The sequence below is a fragment of the Streptomyces sp. SID9727 genome (assembly GCF_010550605.1).
Taxonomy (GTDB): domain Bacteria; phylum Actinomycetota; class Actinomycetes; order Streptomycetales; family Streptomycetaceae; genus Streptomyces.
Window position 1 is genome coordinate 1 of the sequence record NZ_JAAGNI010000125.1, and the last position, 19,001, is coordinate 19,001.

Consider the following 19,001-nt stretch of genomic DNA (forward strand, 5'->3'; position numbering starts at 1 on the left):
CGGGCACGCCGGCGCCCGGTCGGGGCGGCGGCGCCGGTGTCCCCGGGGGCCGCTTCCAGCTCGCCGCTGCCGTCGGAGCCGCCCATGGGGCTCTCCAGGAAGGCGTCGGTGGAGGAACGCCGCGCGCGGCGTCGGCCCCGGCCCGCCTCCGGCGCGTCCGACACCACCGGCGCCGGGTCCGCATGGCCGGTCTCCCCGAGGGGAAGAGGCGCGGGTGCCACCGGAGGAGCCGCCTCCACCTGAGGCACCGGGGGCGGCTCCGGGGGTGCCACGGTCCCCGCACCCGCGCCGATCGGCACCTCAAGGACGTACGCACTGCCGCTCATGCCCGGCATCTCGTGCGTCTGGAGCACACCGCCGTGCGCGCGGACGATGCCGCTCACGATCGGTACGTGCACCGGGTCTCCCCCGGCGAACGGTCCGCGCACCTCGATGCGTACGACGTCACCGCGCTGGGCGGCGGCCACCACGATGGTCGAGTCGACGTAGCCGCCACCGGGCACGAGACGGGCCTTGCCGGTCGAGTCGACGCCGGCGACGTCCGCGACGAGGTGGGCCAGCGCGGTCACCAGGCGTCCGGCGTCGACCTCGGCCTCGATCGGCGGGGCGTGCACCGCGAACTGGGCGCGGCCGGGGCCGATCAGCTCGACCGCGGCGTCGATGCCGGCCGTGACGACGCCGTCGAGCAGCACCCGGGACTTGACCAGCGCCTCGACGCCGGCGTCGAGGCGCTGGTAGCCCAGCACGTTGTCGATGAGCGTCGTCATGCGCGCGTAGCCCGCTGCCAGGTGGTGCAGGATCTGGTTCGCCTCGGGCCACAGCTGGCCGGCGGGGTCGGCGGCGAGCGCGGAGAGCTCGCCACGCAGCTCCTCCAGGGGGCCGCGCAGGGACTCGCCGAGCACGGCGGTGAGCTGGGTGTGCCGGGCGGTGAGGTCGGTCAGCCGCTCGGCCTGCTCCTCCAGTTCGGAGGCGTAACGCTCGGTGCGGTCGGCCAGCTCGGAGGCGCGGGACTCCTCGACGGCGGCGAGTTCGGCGGTGTGCCGCTCGGTGAGTTCGGCGACCGCGGCGGTATGGGTCGCGGTCAGCTCCGCGACGGCGGCGGTGTGGGTCGCGGTGAGCTCGGCGACCTCGTCCTTGCGCCGCTTGTCCAGCTCCTCGTAGGGCCGGCGGTCGGTGAACGTCATCACGGCGCCGACGAGCTGGTCGCCGTCGCGGACGGGGGCGGTGGTCAGGTCGACGGGGACCTGTTCCCCGTTCTTGGACCACAGAACCTGTCCGCGCACCCGGTGTTTGCGTCCCGACTTCAGCGTGTCGGCGAGGGGGGACTCCTCGTACGGGAAGGGCTCGCCCTCCGCGCGCGAGTGCAGGATCAGCGGGTGCAGCTCCTGGCCGCCGAGGTCGCTGGCCCGGAAGCCGAGGATCTGCGCGGCGGCGGGGTTGACCAGGACGACCCGGCCGTCCGTGTCCGTACCGACGACGCCCTCGGCGGCGGCGCGCAGGATCATCTCGGTCTGGCGCTGCGAGCGGGCCAGCTCGGCTTCGGTGTCGACGGTGCCGGAGAGGTCGCGCACGACGAGCATCAGCAGCTCGTCACCGGTGTAGCTGCCCCCGTACGAGCCCTGGACGTCCTTGTACGCCGCCTGCCCGTCCTCCAGGCTGGCGCTGGTCACCTCGACGGGGTACTCGTGGCCGTCGGTACGGCGCGCGACCATGCGCGTCGGTTTGGTACGGCCTCGCTCGTCCGCAGCCTCGGGCCGGCGCATCGACCCCGGGATCAGCTTGGAGTCGAACTCCGGCAGCAGATCGAGCAGCCCGCGGCCGACGAGCGCGGTGCCCGGCGACTCGAACATTTCGAGGGCGATGGTGTTGGCGTTGACGACCGTACCGTTGCAGTTGACGAGCAGAAGCCCGTCCGGAAGGGCGTCGAGTATGGCTGCGAGGCGAGCAGCGCCTCGGGATGGCCTGCTGCTCACGACGACGCTTCCTCCCTGATTACTGCATCTTGCCGACAGCGGCCCCATCTTGCCCCTCGGGCCTCAAGCTGTCACTGAAGGAGTCTAAAGGCAGGGAAGGGGCGTGGGGCTGCGGATGAGGGGGAGCTCTCACCAAGGTTTGGTGCGTACGTTGTACGGCTCCGAGTCGCACCGCGCGCCGCGGTGACCGGCCGACGGGCCTCGGGCCCGCTTCACCGCACGTTCGGCAGGACCGGCCGCAGACCGTTCCACCGGGCGATCTCGCACCCGTTGGTCCGCCTGAACGAGGCGTCGACGTGGCGGCCGTGCCAGGTGCCGGTGACCCGGGCGGTGGATTCCCCGCCGTACTGCTGCGTACACATGGCGGCCCGGGAAACGGGCGCGAACGGGTCCGCCCCCTCTTCCTCCAACTGATCGAGCCGCTCGCACGCCTGCGCGGCGACCGGGTGGCTCCCTCCGGCCGGCTCGCACTCCAGCTCATACCTGCCGTCGGCCTCCGGGTTCCCCGACCCGGCGACGACCACGGTGAGCCGCGTCCCCGCCCCGTCGTCCTGGAGGAGCGGCAGGGACAGCGGCAGCGGCAGGGGCCCGGACGCGGCGGTGGCGGCGGGTGCGGCGGCGGACAGCGCGGCGAGGGAGGCGACAGCGGTCAGGGCGAGACGGCGCATCATGGCGGACTCCTGTGGCGGAAGAACCTGCGGGGGCGGCGCCCCCGCCCTGCCTAACGCGCCACCCGCCCCGGCGTTGCGCACGGCAACCGCTTTGCTCTCGTGGCCGCCCGCCTAGTACCGTAGGCCGCGATTGGTGGCGCAGCGTGCAGCTGTGTCATCATCTGCACGCACCACTCGCGCTCGCGCGGGCGTTGCGCTGGAGGCGTCGCCTAGTCCGGTCTATGGCGCCGCACTGCTAATGCGGTTTGGGGCTTACCCCCCATCGAGGGTTCAAATCCCTCCGCCTCCGCACCACACCGAAGCCCCGGTCCCCAGGACCGGGGCTTCGGCCGTTCCCAGTCGCGTCCCGGGCGTTTGCCCAGCTCAGGCCGGGTGCGGCTAATGGATTTCGCGTCCCGGCGCAGGTCATGTAATGTTGTTCTCGCAACGCCGACGGGGCAGAAAAAACCCCGGAAGCACAAGCACTCGTAGCTTAACGGATAGAGCATCTGACTACGGATCAGAAGGTTGCAGGTTCGAATCCTGCCGAGTGCACAGCAGATGAGAGGCCCCGGAGAAATCCGGGGCCTCTTTCGTTTGGGCCGGACCTACTCGCGCTTCAGGGCGGCTCGCGCGGACGCTGGGCCCGTGGCGTCCGGGGGGCTGACCGTGAGGTCGACGCAGTTGGCGGTGTGTTGGCTTCGGCGCCAGCGGTCGGTGGTGGACCAGTACGCCGTCTTCCAGTCCTGGTCCGGGCCGGCCTGTTGATGGTCGTGCGCGGCCCGGGCGGTGGTGGCCGTGGGTTGCTCGGCGATGTCGTCGGGGGATCAGAGCACATCCGCCACCCGGGCCGTTCCGGACCGCTGTGCGGCCGCGACCGGCCGGCGTCGGGTCGGCAGGCCGGTCGTCGGGTTGGCCACGCCCCAGGCGGCGCCCTTGCAGACGAGCTCCTTGTAGACGGCGGCGATCCGGCCCGTCAGCGCTGCCTTGACCGCTCGGTCGTCGGCGGTGACGTACTGGATGAGGCCGTCCTTGCGGCCCAGGGAGACGCACTGGTTGAAGTAGCGCAGCGGGGTGGACGGGATCTTGGTGCCGGTGAGGCGGGCCGCGAGGGCGTCGGCCGCCTGCCAGGCGGTGGGGACGCCCGAGGCGCAGGACATCCGCAGCGGTTTGCCGCCGGGGCCGGCGACGAGGGCCGCGTCCCCGATGGCGTAGACGTCGGGGTGCGAGACCGAGCGCATGGTCGCGTCGACCACGATCCGGCCGGTCTCCGAGGTCTCCAGGGTGGTGGCCGCCGCGAGGGGGTGGACCGCGAAGCCGGTCGTCCAGACGGTGACCGCCGCCGGGAACGAGGTGCCCTCGGCCGTGGTGACGTGACCGGTACCGACCTCCGCGACGGCGGTGTGCTCGTGGACGGTGATGCGGAGCCGGTCGAAGACCTTGCGGACGTGCGCGCGGCCCTTGGGCGAGAGCCAGTCGCCGAGCCCGCCGCGCGCGGCGAGGGCGATGTCGAGGTCCGGGCGGGCCTCGGCGAACTCGGTCGCCGCTTCGAGGCCGGTCAGCCCGCCGCCGACGACCAGTACGGACTGCCCGGGAGCGAGGGCGGCCAGCCGGTCGCGCAGCCGGAGGGCGCCGGGGCGGCTCGCGATCTCGTGGGCGTGCTCGGCGACCCCGGGGACGCCCTGGGTGTTCCAGGCGCTGCCGAGGGCGTAGACGAGGGAGTCGTACGCCAGCTCCTCCTCACCGCCCGCGCTCTCGACGGTGACGGCCCTGCGGTCGACGTCCACGGCGGTGACGCGGCCGACCTTCAGTTGCACGCCCGTCCCGGCGAACATCTCGGTGAAGGGGCGGGGCCTGAGGTCCTGGCCCGCCGCGAGCTGGTGCATGCGGACGCGCTCCACGAAGTCGGGCTCCGCGTTGACGAGGGTGACGGTGACGTCCTCGCGGCGCAGCCGCCTGGCGACGCGGCCCGCCGCGATGGCTCCGGCGTATCCGGCTCCGAGGACGATGATGCGGTGCTGCTGCATGTGCCTGCTCCTGTCTCGCGGGGGTCCGCCCCTGCGGGGTGGTTTCTCGCCCCTTGAACCGGGTAGCCCGCGCTTTCCTGACAGGAGGCAGGTGTGACCTGGGTCACCGGGCGCTCAGAAGGCTGTGAGCAGCGGCTTTCCGTGTTCCATGGCCGCCCACTGCCGGGTCGCGCGTTCCAGCTTGTCCGGGTTGACCTGGTTGCGGAATGAGGCGATTCCCTCCGGGGTGACCTCTACGCACATGACGCCGATGACCCGTCCGCCGACGACCGCCAGGACGGCGGTGGAGCCGTTGGCGTGGGTCAGGTGCAGCTCGACGGAACCGCCGGTGTACGCGGTCTTCGCCTTGCCCGGCTTGAGCAGGCCGCGCATGAACGTCGCGACGGCCTTCGCTCCCTCGAACGCCTTGGCGCGGGCCGGGACCTTGCCCCCGCCGTCCCCGAGGGAGATCGCGTCGGAGGTCAGCAGCTCCACGAGCGGTTCGGTACGGCCGCCGGCGGCGGCCAGCAGGAACTCCTCGATGACCCGGCGGGCGGCGGCCTCGTCCACCTCGGTGCGCGTCCGGCCGTCGGCGATGTGCTTCTTCGCCCGGTGGTAGACCTGCTGCACGGCGGATTCGCTCAGCTCCAGGATCTCCGCGATCTCCCGGTGCGGATAGCCGAACGCCTCGCGCAGCACGTACACGGCCCGTTCGCCCGGCGTCAGCCGCTCCATGAGCGTGAGCACGGCGTACGAGACCGACTCGCGCTGCTCCACCGTGTCGGCGGGGCCGAGCATGGGGTCCCCGGCGAGCAGCGGTTCGGGCAGCCAGGCGCCGACGTACGTCTCGCGCCGGGCGCGGGCGGAGGTGAGCTGGTTGAGGCAGAGGTTGGTGAGGACCTTCGTCAGCCACGCCTCGGGGACCTCGATCCGCCCGGTGTCGGCGGCCTGCCAGCGCAGATAGGTGTCCTGCACGGCGTCCTCGGCCTCGCTCGCCGAGCCCAGCAGGCGGTAGGCGATGGCCTCAAGCCGGGGCCTGGCCGCCTCGAACCGGTCCACGTCCTGCACGGTCGGGGTCATGCCCGGCATCCTAGGGCCCGTTGTCAGTGCCCGCCCGTAGGGTGCGCACATGGAATGGCAGTGCACCGGCCTCCGTTGGCCCGAGGGCTCCGATGGCCCCGCGCTGGGCTGGCGCAAGGGGACGCGGACGCGGGCGAGTGCCCTGGCGTACGGAACGGAGTTCGGCTTCCGGGCGTCCGGTGAGCGGCGCTGTTCCGGGGCCCGGGGCAACGCGTGCCCGCTGGGTGCGGTGGTCCCGGCGGGCTCCACGGGCGGGCGCTGCGCGGAGTGCGGGCGGCTCGACCGGGCGCATTCGGTGGCCGCCGACACGATCCCGGACGACCCCCGCACGTACCGGGTGTATCTCGCGTGGTTCGGGCCCGGGATGGTGAAGGTGGGGATCACCGCGGAGGAGCGGGGCGCGGCGCGGCTGCGGGAGCAGGGCGCGGTGGTCTTCAGCTGGCTGGGCCGGGGGCCGCTGATGGCGGCGCGCCGGGCCGAGGAGGTGCTGCGGGCGGCCCTCGGGGTCCCGGACCGCATTCCGTACGCCCGCAAGCGCGAGGCGCGCAGGGCCCTCCCGGACGCTGTGGACCGGGCCGCCGAGGTCGCCGAGCTGTACGGGAAGGTGGCGGCCCTGGAGGGCGCGGGCCTGCCGGAGGCGCTGGAGCTGCTGCCGTTCGCGGCCGTGGACCACGCGGAGGTGTTCGGGCTGGGGGAGGTGTCCGGTCCCGTCCGTGCGGTGGCCGGTCTGGTGGACGGGGGCGCGGTTGCGGGGAGGCTCGTCGCGGCGGCCGGGCCCGATCTCCATCTGGATACGGGCCCGCAGGGCCTCGTCATCGTGGACACGCGGCAGATGACTGGCTGGACGCTGGCGGCTGCCGGGGCGGGCGCGCCCGGGGTGAGCGTGCCGACCGTCGTGCTGGGGGGTGGCGCGGCGCAGGAGGGGCTGTTCTGAGAGGGTCGGCCGTATGGGTGACGATCACGACGACGTGGCGCGGTTCCGGCAGCGGCTCGGGCTGCCCGGGCTCATCGACGTGCACACGCATTTCATGCCGGAGCGGGTCCTGCGCAAGGTGTGGGCGTACTTCGACTCGGCGGGCCCGTTGACCGGGCTGGAGTGGCCGATCGCCTACCGGCACGAGGAGGCGGAACGGCTCGCCGTGCTCCGTTCGTTCGGGGTGCTCCGCTTCACGTCGATGCTGTACCCGCACAAGCCGGGGATGGCGGCCTGGCTGAACGACTGGGCGGCCGGATTCGCCGCCCGGACGCCGGACTGCCTGCACACCGCGACGTTCTTCCCCGAGCCGGACGCCGGGCGCTATGTGCGGGAGGCCGTGGAGGCGGGGGCCCGGGTCTTCAAGGCGCACCTCCAGGTCGGCGCGTACGACCCGAACGACCCCCTGCTCGATCCGGTGTGGGGTCTGCTCGCGGAGGCGGGCATTCCGGTCGTGACGCACTGCGGCTCGGGCCCGGCGCCCGGCAAGCACACCGGCCCCGGGCCCATCGGCCGCGTCCTCGCCCGGCATCCCCGGCTGCGGCTGATCGTGGCGCACCTGGGGATGCCGGAGTACGCGGAGTTCCTGATGCTCGCGGAGGCGTATCCGGAGGTGCGGCTCGACACGACGATGGCGTTCACGGACTTCGTCGAGGAGTTCAGCCCGTTTCCCGCTGCGGAGCTCGGCCGCCTCGCGGATCTCGGCGACCGCGTCCTGCTGGGCACGGACTTCCCGAACATCCCGTACTCGTACGCCCACCAACTGCACGCCCTGGAACGCCTGGGGCTGGGCGACGACTGGCTCAGGGCGGTCTGCCACGACAACGCGAAGGCGCTGTTCGGCGTCTGAGATCCCCGCCGCGGCTTTCTCAGGGAATTCACAGAAACGGAAAAGGACTCTCTCAGAGCCGTCTCAGAGGCTGGCGTCATGACGACGACGACCTCGCCCCAGGGGCGTACCGAACTGCTCAGGCCGGACCGCACCCCCGTGCGGGTGCTGGTCGTGGACGACGAGGCCTCGCTCACGGAGCTGCTGTCGATGGCGCTTCGTTACGAGGGCTGGGAGGTGCGCAGCGCGGGGGACGGCGCGGACGCCGTGCGTACGGCCCGCTCGTTCCGGCCCGACGTGGTGATCCTCGACGTGATGCTGCCCGACATGGACGGCCTCGCCGTCCTCGGCAGGCTGCGGCGGGAACTGTCCGACGTGCCGGTGCTGTTCCTCACCGCGCGGGACTCCGTGGAGGACCGGATCGCCGGGCTCACGGCGGGCGGCGACGACTACGTCACCAAGCCGTTCAGCCTGGAGGAGGTCGTCGCCCGGCTGCGCGGACTGATCCGGCGGTCGGGTACGGCGGCGGCGCGCGGCGAGTCGCAGCTCGTCGTGGGCGACCTGATGCTGGACGAGGACAGCCACGAGGTGAGCCGGGGCGGGAAGAACATCCACCTGACGGCAACCGAGTTCGAGCTGCTGCGGTTCCTGATGCGCAACCCGCGCCGGGTGCTCAGCAAGGCGCAGATCCTGGACCGGGTCTGGAACTACGACTTCGGCGGCCAGGCCAACGTGGTCGAGCTGTACATCTCCTACCTGCGCAAGAAGATCGACGCGGGCCGCACGCCCATGATCCACACCCGGCGCGGAGCGGGGTACCTGATCAAGCCCGGTGAGTAGCGGAGTGCGGCGGCCGTGGACCCTGCGCACCCGCCTCGTCGTCTCGGCGGTGACGCTGATCGCCGTCGTCGCCGCGGTGATCGGCTCGGTCACCGCGATCGCGTTCCACAGTTATCTGTACGGGAAACTCGACGGTCAGTTGCGGGACATCGCGGTCCGGGCGCAGCGGGTGCCGGGTGTTCCCGCGCCCGGGGGGCCGAAGACGTCCCCGGGGCGTGATCCGCTCGGTTTCATCGGCATGGGCGGCCAGCCGCTGGAGACCTTCGGCGCGCTGGTCGAGCGGGGGGAGATCACGGACTCGGCCGTCGTGAAGGACGGCGGGTTCGACGCCGGCGAGAACACCGAACCGCTGACCGCCGCCCAGCGGGAGGCCGTGTCCGAGGCCGGGGTCATGGCAGACGGCCGCGCGCACGACGTCGAACTGCCCGGTCTGGGCGGCTACCGGGTGCGGGCGGTGCCGACGGACGACGGCACCACGGTCCTCGTCGGCATCCCCACCACCGAGGTGAGCCGTGCGCTGGGCACCCTGATCCTGGTGGAGGTCTGCGTGACCGGCGCGGGGCTCGTCGCGGCGGGGATCGCGGGCGCGGCGATGGTCGGTGTCGCGCTGCGGCCCTTGCGGCGGGTGGCGGCGACCGCGACCCGGGTGTCCGAACTGCCGCTGCACAGCGGCGAGGTGGCCCTCCTCGAACGGGTGCCGGACGCCGAGGCGGACCCGCGCACGGAGGTGGGCCAGGTCGGCGCGGCGCTGAACCGGATGCTGGGGCACGTGGGTTCGGCGCTGGACGCGCGGCAGCGCAGCGAGACGCGGGTGCGCCAGTTCGTCGCGGACGCCAGCCACGAGCTGCGGACCCCGCTTGCCTCGATACGGGGCTACGCCGAACTCACCCGGCGCGGCCGGGAGGACCCCGGTCCGGACACCCGGCACGCGCTCGGGCGCATCGAGGCGGAGGCCCAGCGGATGACGGGCATGGTCGAGGACCTGCTCCTGCTCGCCCGCCTGGACGCGGGCCGCCCGCTCTCGTACGAGAGCACCGATCTCTCGCCGCTCGTCGTGGACGCGGTGAGCGATGCCCGCGCGGCGGACCGCGCCGAGCCCGCCCGCCACTGGCGCCTGGCCCTGCCGGACGCCCCCGCGACGGTCCGCGCCGACCCCGCCCGCATCCACCAGGTCCTGGTCAACCTCCTGGCCAACGCCCGTACCCACACCCCGCCGGGCACCACGGTCACCGCCCGTGTCCTGGCCGGCCCAGCCGCTCCCTGGGTCACCGTGGAGATCCGGGACGACGGCCCCGGCATCCCCCCGGACCTCCTCCCCCACGTCTTCGAACGCTTCGCCCGGGGGACGCCTCCCGCTCCCGCCACGCCGGCTCCACGGGCCTCGGCCTGGCGATCGTCCAGGCGGTGGTGACGGCCCACGGCGGAGCGGTGGAGGTGCGGTCGGTCCCGGGGGAGACGGTGTTCGCGGTGCGGCTGCCGGCGGAGCGGGCGGATGCGGGCGGATGGCAAGGGCCGGGCGGGCGGGAGGCCGTACACCCCCGCGTCCCGTCTAGCGGGTCAGCGTCTCGAAGCCGTTGTCACCGCAGTACGTCACGATGAGGCCCAACGCTTCGGACTCGTCGCTGTTCATCGCCGCCGCTGTGGCCTCCGCCAGTGTGCGGCCCGCGCCCACGGGCTCGTCCGTGAGCGGCTGCATCGCCGCGAAGACGTCGCTCGCGATGGCCCCGGCCTCCTCGTCACCCGCCGCGTCCGGGGACTCCTCGTCGTGCGCCCTCTGCCACGCGCCCAGCTGCTGGCAGTAGTTCTCGCGCCAGTCGGTGAGCTGCTGTTCGCTAGCGCCCGCGTCGGACGAGCACCCCGCGACCGCCGCCACCAGGGCGAGGACCGGCCCCACCGCTTTGAGCCCACGCATCCCCATGCCCCCGGTCGTGATCACGGCGGTTGCGCCCGCAACCGCCGCAGCAGCATACGTCCGCCGGTCCACAGGCACGCCACAGCCTCACCACACGCCTGTGACAGCGCCGTTGGCGACTGTCGACGGCATGCGAACTGAGACTCCTTGGAGCGCCCTGCCGGCCCGGGACCACCTCCTCGCCGGCGTGGGCGGTGCGGCGGGTGCGCCCGTGCTCGATGTGGTGGTACCCGTCTACAACGAGGAGAAGGACCTCGAACCGTGTGTGCTGCGGCTGCACGAGCACCTGGCCCGCACCTTCCCGTACGCCTTCCGGATCACCGTCGCCGACAACGCCAGCACCGACCGGACGCCCGAGGTGGCCGAGCGGCTGGCGCGGTCGCTGCCGGGGGTGCGGTCGGTCCGGCTGGAGGAGAAGGGGCGCGGGCGGGCACTTCGCACCGTGTGGACGCACTCGGACGCGCCGGTGCTCGCGTACATGGACGTCGATCTGTCCACCGACCTCAACGCCCTGCTCCCGCTGGTGGCGCCGCTGATCTCCGGGCACTCCGACCTCGCCATCGGATCGCGGCTCGCGCGGAGTTCGCGGGTGGTGCGGGGCACGAAGCGGGAGTTCATCTCGCGGGCGTACAACATCATCCTCCGCTCCTCACTGGCCGCCCGGTTCAGTGACGCGCAGTGCGGGTTCAAGGCGATCCGCCGGGAGGTCGCGCAGCGGCTGCTGCCGATGGTGGAGGACACCGGCTGGTTCTTCGACACCGAGATGCTGGTGCTCGCCGAACGGGCCGGGCTGCGCATCCACGAGGTGCCCGTCGACTGGGTGGACGACCCCGACTCCACGGTCCACATCGTCCGGACCGCCACCGAGGACCTGAGGGGCGTGTGGCGGGTGGGGCGGGCGCTGGCCGTCGGCGCGCTGCCGCTGGACCGGCTGGCGCGGCCCTTCGGGGACGATCCGCGCGACCGGGCGATCGGCGGGGTGCCGGGCGGGCTCGCCCGGCAGCTCGTCGGGTTCTGCGTCGTGGGCGCCCTGTCCACGCTCTTCTACCTGGCGCTGTACTCCCTCTTCCGGCTCGGCACCGGGCCCCAGCTCGCCAACGGCGTGGCGCTGCTCGTCTCGGCCGTCGCGAACACCGCCGCGAACCGGAAGCTCACCTTCGGGGTACGCGGCCGGGGCGGCGCGGTCCGCCACCAGGCGCAGGGCCTCGTGGTCTTCGCCATCGGGCTCGCCCTGACCAGCGGTTCGCTGGCGGCTCTGGGCGCGGCCTCCGGTTCGCCCTCGCACGGCACCGAACTCGCGGTGCTCATCGCGGCGAACCTCGCGGCGACGGTGCTGCGCTTCCTGCTCTTCCGCGCGTGGGTCTTCCCGGACCGGGAGCGGGGGAACCCGGTGTCACCGGCCGTGACGTTCCCTGCCACCACTCCGGGAAACCCCGCGAACGACGGCGCCGTTCCCGCACACCCCACCGCCGAAACCGTCTCCGACCCGAGGAACGCCCGATGACCACGCTCGATCCCGCCTACGCTCCGGCCGCCCGGCCGGACACACCTCCGGGGCACGCACGGGCCGGTGCCTCCCTGCCCCGCCGGATCTGGCGCGGCCGGGCCGAGGACGCGCCGTGGGTGCGTCCCGCCTTCCTGGCCCTGATGCTCGTCATCACGCTGGCGTATCTCTGGAACCTCAGCTCGTCCGGATACGCCAACTCCTTCTACTCCGCCGCCGTGCAGGCCGGCAGCCGCAGCTGGAAGGCGTTCTTCTTCGGCTCGCTCGACGCGGCCAACGCGATCACCGTGGACAAGCCGCCGGCCACCCTGTGGCCCATGGCCCTGTCGGTGCGGGTCTTCGGGCTCAGCTCGTGGGCGATCCTCGCGCCGCAGGTGGTGATGGCGGCCGCGACCGCCGGGGTGCTGTACGCGGCCGTGCGCCGCCGGTTCAGTGCCGCCGCCGGGCTCATCACGATGGCGGTGTTCGCGCTGACACCGGTCGCCGCGCTGATGTTCCGCTTCAACAACCCGGACGCGCTGCTCGCGCTGCTGATGACGGTCACCGTCCACTGCGTCCTGCGCGCGATGGAGAAGGGCCGCACGAAGTGGCTGGTGTGGGCGGGTGTCGCGGTGGGGATCGCGTTCCTGTCGAAGACCCTCCAGGCGTTCCTGGTCCTGCCGCCGCTGGCCGTGCTGTACGCGGTGTGCGCGCCGGTCCCCGTACGGAAGAGGTTCGGGCAGCTCGGTCTGTCGGCGCTCGCCATGGTCGTCGCGGGCGGCTGGTGGGTGGCGGTCGTCGAACTGTGGCCCGCCTCCTCGCGCCCGTACATCGGCGGATCGCAGAACAACTCGTTCCTCGAGCTGACCTTCGGCTACAACGGGCTCGGCCGCATCAACGGCGAGGAGACCGGCAGCGCCGGCGGCGGAGGCGGCCGGGGCGGCGGCGGTCAGTGGGGCGAGACCGGCATCGGCCGGATGTTCAACTCCGAGGTGGGCGCCCAAGTCTCCTGGCTGCTGCCCGCCGCCCTGATCCTGCTCGTCGCCGGGGTCTGGCTGACCCGGCGGGTGAGGAGGACGGACACCGCGCGGGCCGCGTTCCTGGCGTGGGGCGGTTCGCTGCTGATGACGGCCGCGGTGTTCAGCTTCATGGCCGGGATCTTCCACCAGTACTACACGGTGGCCCTGGCGCCCTATCTGGCCGCGCTGATCGGCATGGGTGTCACGGTGCTGTGGGAGGAGCGGGCCCACGGGTGGGCGGGCGCCGCGCTGGCCGCGACCGTCGCGGTGACGGCGTACTGGGCGTACGTCCTCCTCGGCCGCACCCCGGACTACCTGCCGTGGCTGCGGACGGCGGTGCTCGCCACCGGCCTCGTGGCGGCGGTGGGGTTGCTGCTCGCGGCTCGGCTCGGCCGCCCACTGGCCCTCGTCGCGGTCGTCCTGGGCTTCGCCGCGTCGCTCGCCGGGCCGGCCGCGTACACCGTGAGCACCCTGAACACGGGCCACCAGGGCTCCATCGTCACGGCCGGCCCCTCCTCGGGCGGCATGGGCGGCGGCCCCGGCGGTGGCGGCGGCATGCGGCCCCCTGGCCAGGGCGGCACCGGCCGGCAGGGCGCCGGCATGGGGCAGCCCCCCACCGGTACCCCGCCCGGCCAGGGGACGGGGCAGGGAACAGGCCAGGGCCGGGCTCAACCCCCCACCCGGAACGGCGGACCCACCCAGAACGCCCGACGCGGCACCCCGCCCACCATGAGCGAACGCGGCGGAGCCGGCGGCATGGGCGGTCTCCTCAACGGCGCGTCCGTCGGTTCCGAGGCCAGGGCGCTCCTGGAGAAGGACGCCGACGCCTACACCTGGGCCGCCGCGGCCATCGGCTCGCAGAACGCCGCGAGCTACCAGCTCGCCACCGAAGATCCGGTCATGGCGATCGGCGGCTTCAACGGAAGCGACCCGTCCCCGACGCTCGCGCAGTTCAGGAAGTACGTCGAGGACGGCCGCGTCCACTACTTCGTCCCGGGCGGCGGCATGGGCGGAGGCGGCATGGGCGGCAGCAGCGGCACCGCCTCGCAGATCTCCTCCTGGGTGGAGGAGAACTTCACGGAGGTGACGGCGGGCAGCGCCACCTTCTACGACCTCACCCGGCCGAAGACGGACGGCTGACGACCGGAGAACTCAGCGCCGCAGCAGCAGATCGGCCACGACCGGGCGGTGGTCCGAGGCGAGCGACTCCTCGGCCACCGCCGCGCCGCGCACCCGGACGGTGTCCTTCGAGACGGCCACGTAGTCGATCCGCTGCACCGGATTCCGCGCCGGGTACGTCGGCCCGCCCGGCTCGACGTCGGTCAGCTCCTTCCACAGCGGCGCCAGCTCCGGGGCGGTCGGCGGCGCGTTGAAGTCGCCGAGCAGGATCTGCCGCACCGGCCGCCGCTCGCGCGCCTGGTCCTCCGCCATGATCCGCCGCGTGTCCGCGACCTGGGCGACACGGACGGACGGATCGCCCCGGTAGTCGAGATGCGTCGCGTACACGTGGACGGGCAGGCCGCGCACCTTCAGCACCACCTCGCCGAAGCCGGGCGCGGGCGCCGGGACCGGGTTCGGGTCCTGCGTGGAGAGCCGGGTCAGATCGTGGTTCTCGGCGCTCACGATCCTGTACCGGGACAGCACGGCGACGCCGAACTCCCGCCGGGGACCGCCCTCCGCCACCGGGTCGAGGCTGTAGATCGGCGCGAAGGAGACGTGCATCCCCAGCCGCCGGCCCAGCTCGGCCGCCAGGTCCCGCCACTCGCTGCGGTCGCCCCAGCGGACGTCCACCTCCTGGAGCCCGATCACGTCCGCGTCCAGGGCGCGCAGCGCGGCCACCTGCCGGTCGAGATCGAAGACGTTGTCCATGCCGGACCCGGCATGGACGTTGTACGTCGCGACCCGCAGCGGAACCGACTGCCCGGGCGCCCTCCCGTGCCCCGCCGCCGTCGCGGGAGGCGCGAGCGCCGCCCCCAACAACCCCGCGGCCACCAGGACTTCCACCGTACGACGACGCAGTGACATATCACTCCAGCTTCCGGGGCAGGTCGTATCCGATGCGGCGACCGGCACCGTACCCATGAGAGGACACTTGTACGCCCCAACCACCCCGGTCCCTGGGCGGCCAGGCCGCGACAGCGGCATAGCATCGGGCGAGGTCTGCCGGACCGTACGCCTCCGTTTCGCGGGTAAGCGGTACGCGGCCGGTCCGTCCATCCCGCCGGCGAGACGAGGGAGTGCGCCATGGTGTCCGCGGCCGACCGCGTGAAGAACCCCGTCCGGTCCAGCGTGTGGCTGGAGACCCGGCAACCCGCGCGCTCCCGCCGGGCGGCCCAGCCGGCCGGGCTCGACCGGGAACGGATCACCGCCGCCTCGGTCCGGCTGCTGGACGCCGAGGGCCTGGCGAAGTTCTCCATGCGCCGGCTGGCCGCCGAGCTGAACGTCACGGCGATGTCCCTGTACTGGTACGTGGACACCAAGGACGACCTGCTGGAACTGGCCCTCGACGCGGTCTACAGCGAGATCGCGCCCCCGCCCGCCGACGCCCCCTGGCAGGACCGGCTGCGCGCGGTGGCCGCCGCGTACCGGGGGCTGCTGGTGCGGCACGTCTGGGTCTCGCCGCTCGCGGGCCGGTTCCTCAACCTCGGCCCGCACGCGCTGCTGGTGACCCGCACCGTGCAGGACGTGATCCGGGCGACCGGGCTGCCGCCGGAGAGCCGGGGCGGGGCGCTGGCGGCGGTCTTCCAGTTCGTGTACGGATTCGGCACGGCAGAGGGCCGGTTCGCGCGGCGGAGCGCGGAGGCGGGGCTCACCCAGGACGAGTACGTACGGCAGGCGATGGCGGCGATCCAGGAGCAGCCCCGGCTCGACGGCCTCGTGGAGGACTCGCCGGGCCTGACGGCCGCGCGCGGCGGGGCCACCGTGGAGGAGACACGCGACCGCGACTTCGCCTTCGCGCTGGACCTGCTGATCGCGGGGATCGACGCGAAGCGGGAGCACACCCGCTGAGGGCTCAGTAGCCGCGCGCGGTGTCCACGGTGAGCGCCGGCACCCGGCCCGCCGAGAGATCCCGCAGGCACGCCGCGAAGTCCGTGACGACGTCCTCGTCCGCCGTGATCCCCGCGGAGTGCGAGGTGACGACCGTACGCGGCAGCCGCCAGCACACGTCCCCGGGCGCCGCCGGCTCGTCGGCCAGCACGTCGAGCACCGCCCGCCCCACCGCCCCGGAGCGCAACGCCGCCTCCAGCGCCCCCAGATCCACCGTCGCGCCCCGCCCCACATTGAGGAACGTCGCCCCGCCCATCGCGGCGAACCGGTCCGCCCCGAAGTAGCCGGTGGTCGCCCCGGTCAGCGGGAGCGCGGCGACCACCCAGCGGGCGGCGACCGGTTCGTCCGCCGGGACCACCGCGTCGAAGCCGGGCGGCACCGGGCGCGGGGTGCGGGCGGCGGCCACGGTCCGGATGCCACAGGCCCGGAGCAGCGTGGCGACGGCGGAGCCGATGCGGCCGGTGCCGTGCACCACCGCGGTCTGCCCGGCGACGAGTTCGGAGTCGATGCGGCGCCACTCGGCGCGCGCGTGCTGCGCGGCGAACTCCGGGACCGACTGGCACTCCGCGAGCACCCAGCCCAGCACGTACTGCGCGATCCGCTCGCCCATCCGGCCCACGGTCCGGGTCAGCGGCACGCCGTCCGGCCAGGGCCCGGAGCGCAGCAGGGCGTCGGTGCCCGCGTTGACGCTGTGGAACCAGACCAGGTCCGCCCCGCGCACCGCGTCGGGCAGTGAGGCACCCACGTACACGAAAGGGCCCTCACCGGGGCCGCGTTCGACGGTGCGCCCGGTGGTCGCGGCCAGTCCGCGCACGGCGGCCTCGCCGACCTCGGGCCCGGCGACGATCCGGGCCCGGTCGAGCAGGGCGGGGGAGATCACGGGGCGAGGTGGGCCGGGAAGCCGCCGGTGGCGACGGGGCCCCAGCGCTCCGGGGTGATCCGGATGATCGACTTCCCCTGCTTCACCATGGCCGCCCGGTACTCGTCCCAGTCGGGGTGCTCGCCGGAGATGTTCCGGAAGTACTCGACGAGCGGCTCGACCGAGTCCGGCGCGTCGATGACCTCGGCGGACCCGTCGATCTGGACCCAGGGCCCGTTCCAGTCGTCGGACAGGACGATCACGCTGACCCGCGCGTCGCGCTTGGCGTTGCGGGTCTTGGCGCGCTCGGGGTACGTGGAGACCACGATCCGGCCCGCGTCGTCCACGCCGCAGGTGAGCGGGGAGCCCTGGGGGCGGCCGTCGGCCCGGGTGGTCAGCAGGATCGCCCGGTGCCGGGGCCGTACGAAGTCCAGCAGTGCGTCGAGTTCCACGGCGGTGTTGGTCGCGATGTTGGGTGCCATGGAACCGACCCTACGGCGGTGAGCCGTCAGACGGCGGGCAGGGAATCGCCCTGCACGGCCTGGATGTCGAGCTCGACGCGGAGCGTGGTGCCGATCGCCGCGATGCCCGCCTGGACCACCTGGTTGTAGTTCATGGCGAAGTCCTCGCGGCGCAGTTCGGCGGTCGCGCTGAACGCCGCGCGCACCCCGCCCCACGGGTCGGGGCCGGTGCCGAGGTAGCTCAGGTCCAGGTCGACGGGGCGCGTCACGCCGCGCATCGTCAGCTCGCCGTGCACGGTCCAGCGGTCCGGGCCGGCCGGGGTCAGCCCGCTGGAGCGGTAGGTGATCTCGGGGAACCGGTCGGTGTCCAGGAAGTCGGGGGAGCGCAGGTGCTTGTCCCGCATGCCGTTGCCGGTGTCGATGCTCGCCGCGTCGATGACCGCGTCGACCCGGGAGCTCTGGAGGTCCTCGGAGATCTCGACGCGCCCGCCGAACTCGGTGAACCGGCCGTGCACGCTGGAGATCCCCAGGTGCTGGGCGACCGCGCCCACCGAGGAGTGCGCCGGGTCCAGCGACCAGGTGCCCGGCGGCGGCAGCTCGACCCCGCCCTGGCGGCCCAGCACCACCGTGCCCGCGTCGACCGTGCCGCTGGCCGTGACGAGGGCGGTGGAGGCGGCGGGGGCGTACCCGACCGCCGTCACGATCACCGTGTACGCGCCCGCGGACAGCGGGGTGTCGGCCCGTACCGCCCCGGCCTCGTCAGCAGCGGCGCGCAGCACCTGCGTGCCGGTCATGTCGGTGACCGTCACGACCGCGTGCTGCACGGCCCAGCCGTCCCGCGTCCGTACCTGTGCGCGAAGTCCCATCCCGTTCTCTCTCCTTGCTCATGACCCGTCCGTGCACCGGACCGGGGCATTCAATGAGTCGGGCCCCGGGGCGGGGACGGCAGGCCGTCCCCTGCCTGCCGTCCCCGCCGCCGGGGCCCATTTCCGCCGGCCGGCGCGGCGCCTCCGCTCGAAGGACGCCGCCCCCGCCAGGGGTCCTGTACGGGTCCGGGGTCTACCCCCGGACCGCGTGGGTCACTCGCCCGGGTGGACGAGCTCGATGTCGTGGCCGTCGGCCCCGTGACCGGCCACCGTCAGGGCACCGGCCACCGGCGGGTAGCCGGTCGCGATGACCGTGTACTCGCCCGCGTCCAGGTCGGCGAAGGCGTACGCCCCGTCCTCCCCGGTGGTCGAGGTGGCGACCACGTTGCCGGCCGCGTCGACCAGCGTGACCCGGGCGTCGGGCAGCGGGCGGCGGCTCGCACCGGCCCGCACGACGCCCTGGACCAGCGCACCGGCCTGGAGCGCGGCGTCGACCCGGGTGACCCCCTGGCCGCCGATCTCGACCGGCAGGGCCAGCGGGCGGAAGCCGGCCGCGTTGACCGCGACGGTCACCGCGCCGGGGACCAGCTCGCCGAAGGTGAAGTCGCCCGTCTCGGCGGACTTCCCGGTGGCCAGCACATCGCCGCGCACATCGGTCACGATGACCATGGCGTCCGCGACCGGCGTGCCGCTCTCGGCGGCGCGGACGGTGCCGGCCAGGCCGCTCGTCCCCGAGAGGAGGATGTCGTACGCCAGCGGCTCGTCGCCGACGACCACGGTGGACGCCTGCGGCTGGAACCCGTCGGCGGACGCGATCAGGACGTACGAACCGGCGCCCGGAGCGGCCAGCGCGTAACTCCCGTCGGCCTGCGCCGCGGCGATGCCGAGCTGCCGGCCGCCGAGCGAGATCAGCGTGACGGCCGCCCGGGCCAGGGGCGCGCCCTCGGCGCCCCGGACCACACCGCGGACGGGGGTGCCGCCCTCGGCGAGGTCCACGGGGGC

General features: G+C 73.6%; 16 protein-coding genes, 2 tRNA genes and 1 pseudogene. 9 read left to right on the forward strand and 10 right to left on the reverse strand.

What is annotated here, in order from left to right:
- On the reverse strand, nt 1-1,973 hold a 1,973-nt coding region (locus G3I41_RS07785), incomplete at its 3' end, for a PAS domain-containing protein (RefSeq protein WP_343242085.1).
- Nucleotides 1,974-2,185: 212 nt separating this feature from the next.
- The gene (locus G3I41_RS07790; protein WP_164399570.1) at nt 2,186-2,644 is read right to left on the reverse strand and encodes an SSI family serine proteinase inhibitor; all 459 of its coding nucleotides are present in this window, start codon (nt 2,642-2,644) and stop codon (nt 2,186-2,188) included.
- Nucleotides 2,645-2,842: 198 nt separating this feature from the next.
- On the opposite strand from G3I41_RS07790, the gene G3I41_RS07795 reads away from it, so the two are divergent.
- Nucleotides 2,843-2,933: transfer RNA gene (locus G3I41_RS07795), tRNA-Ser, on the forward strand.
- Nucleotides 2,934-3,105: 172 nt separating this feature from the next.
- A tRNA-Arg gene (locus G3I41_RS07800) sits at nt 3,106-3,178 on the forward strand.
- A 272-nt stretch (nt 3,179-3,450) separates the two neighbouring features.
- Here the strand turns inward: G3I41_RS07800 and G3I41_RS07805 are convergent.
- Complete coding sequence (locus G3I41_RS07805) at nt 3,451-4,650, reverse strand: FAD-dependent oxidoreductase (protein ID WP_164399571.1); 1,200 nt, start codon at nt 4,648-4,650, stop codon at nt 3,451-3,453.
- 114 nt (nt 4,651-4,764) lie between these two features.
- Entirely contained in the window at nt 4,765-5,709 is a 945-nt protein-coding gene (sigJ, locus tag G3I41_RS07810) for an RNA polymerase sigma factor SigJ (protein WP_164399572.1), read from the reverse strand.
- 49 nt (nt 5,710-5,758) lie between these two features.
- Here sigJ and G3I41_RS07815 point away from each other — a divergent pair, with 49 nt between their 5' ends.
- The 4 genes and pseudogenes from G3I41_RS07815 to G3I41_RS07830 all read left to right on the forward strand — a co-directional run bounded on the left by G3I41_RS07815 (nt 5,759) and on the right by G3I41_RS07830 (nt 9,950).
- Nucleotides 5,759-6,643, forward strand: coding sequence for a DUF2797 domain-containing protein (locus G3I41_RS07815; protein ID WP_164399573.1), 885 nt, complete (start codon nt 5,759-5,761; stop codon nt 6,641-6,643).
- A 13-nt stretch (nt 6,644-6,656) separates the two neighbouring features.
- Nucleotides 6,657-7,532: an amidohydrolase family protein gene (locus G3I41_RS07820; protein ID WP_164399574.1), complete on the forward strand. Its 876-nt coding sequence runs from the start codon at nt 6,657-6,659 to the stop codon at nt 7,530-7,532.
- A gap of 78 nt (nt 7,533-7,610) precedes the next feature.
- Nucleotides 7,611-8,351 carry a response regulator transcription factor gene (locus G3I41_RS07825; protein WP_164399575.1) on the forward strand — a complete coding sequence of 247 codons (741 nt, stop codon included), beginning with the start codon at nt 7,611-7,613 and terminating at the stop codon, nt 8,349-8,351.
- Nucleotides 8,352-8,355: 4 nt separating this feature from the next.
- Nucleotides 8,356-9,950: pseudogene (locus G3I41_RS07830) on the forward strand (HAMP domain-containing sensor histidine kinase).
- Here G3I41_RS07830 and G3I41_RS07835 read toward each other — a convergent pair.
- Nucleotides 9,901-10,269: a hypothetical protein gene (locus tag G3I41_RS07835; RefSeq protein ID WP_239081520.1), complete on the reverse strand. Its 369-nt coding sequence runs from the start codon at nt 10,267-10,269 to the stop codon at nt 9,901-9,903. The pseudogene G3I41_RS07830 and the gene G3I41_RS07835 sit on opposite strands and share 50 nt — an antisense overlap.
- Before the next feature lie 124 nt (nt 10,270-10,393).
- Here G3I41_RS07835 and G3I41_RS07840 point away from each other — a divergent pair, with 124 nt between their 5' ends.
- Nucleotides 10,394-11,767, forward strand: a complete 1,374-nt coding sequence (locus G3I41_RS07840; RefSeq protein ID WP_239081521.1) for a bifunctional glycosyltransferase family 2/GtrA family protein — start codon at nt 10,394-10,396, stop codon at nt 11,765-11,767.
- Nucleotides 11,764-13,905 (forward strand): glycosyltransferase family 39 protein, encoded by a 2,142-nt coding sequence (locus G3I41_RS07845; RefSeq protein ID WP_164399576.1) that lies wholly within the window; start codon nt 11,764-11,766, stop codon nt 13,903-13,905. The genes G3I41_RS07840 and G3I41_RS07845 overlap by 4 nt, the downstream gene beginning before the upstream one ends.
- A gap of 12 nt (nt 13,906-13,917) precedes the next feature.
- Here the strand turns inward: G3I41_RS07845 and G3I41_RS07850 are convergent, their stop codons facing one another.
- Nucleotides 13,918-14,790, reverse strand: coding sequence for an endonuclease/exonuclease/phosphatase family protein (locus G3I41_RS07850; RefSeq protein ID WP_164399577.1), 873 nt, complete (start codon nt 14,788-14,790; stop codon nt 13,918-13,920).
- A gap of 219 nt (nt 14,791-15,009) precedes the next feature.
- Here G3I41_RS07850 and G3I41_RS07855 point away from each other — a divergent pair, with 219 nt between their 5' ends.
- The gene (locus G3I41_RS07855; protein ID WP_164399578.1) at nt 15,010-15,774 is read left to right on the forward strand and encodes a TetR/AcrR family transcriptional regulator C-terminal domain-containing protein; all 765 of its coding nucleotides are present in this window, start codon (nt 15,010-15,012) and stop codon (nt 15,772-15,774) included.
- Between the two features lie 4 nt (nt 15,775-15,778).
- Here the strand turns inward: G3I41_RS07855 and G3I41_RS07860 are convergent, their stop codons facing one another.
- The 4 genes from G3I41_RS07860 to G3I41_RS07875 all read right to left on the reverse strand — a co-directional run.
- Complete coding sequence (locus G3I41_RS07860) at nt 15,779-16,693, reverse strand: NAD(P)-dependent oxidoreductase (RefSeq protein ID WP_164399579.1); 915 nt, start codon at nt 16,691-16,693, stop codon at nt 15,779-15,781.
- Entirely contained in the window at nt 16,690-17,154 is a 465-nt protein-coding gene (locus G3I41_RS07865; protein ID WP_026171349.1) for a PPOX class F420-dependent oxidoreductase, read from the reverse strand. The genes G3I41_RS07860 and G3I41_RS07865 overlap by 4 nt, the downstream gene beginning before the upstream one ends.
- Nucleotides 17,155-17,180: 26 nt before the next feature.
- Entirely contained in the window at nt 17,181-17,999 is an 819-nt protein-coding gene (locus tag G3I41_RS07870; protein WP_164399580.1) for a YceI family protein, read from the reverse strand.
- Nucleotides 18,000-18,212: 213 nt separating this feature from the next.
- A partial coding sequence (locus G3I41_RS07875; protein WP_164399581.1) for a carboxypeptidase-like regulatory domain-containing protein occupies nt 18,213-19,001 on the reverse strand: 789 nt, incomplete at its 5' end.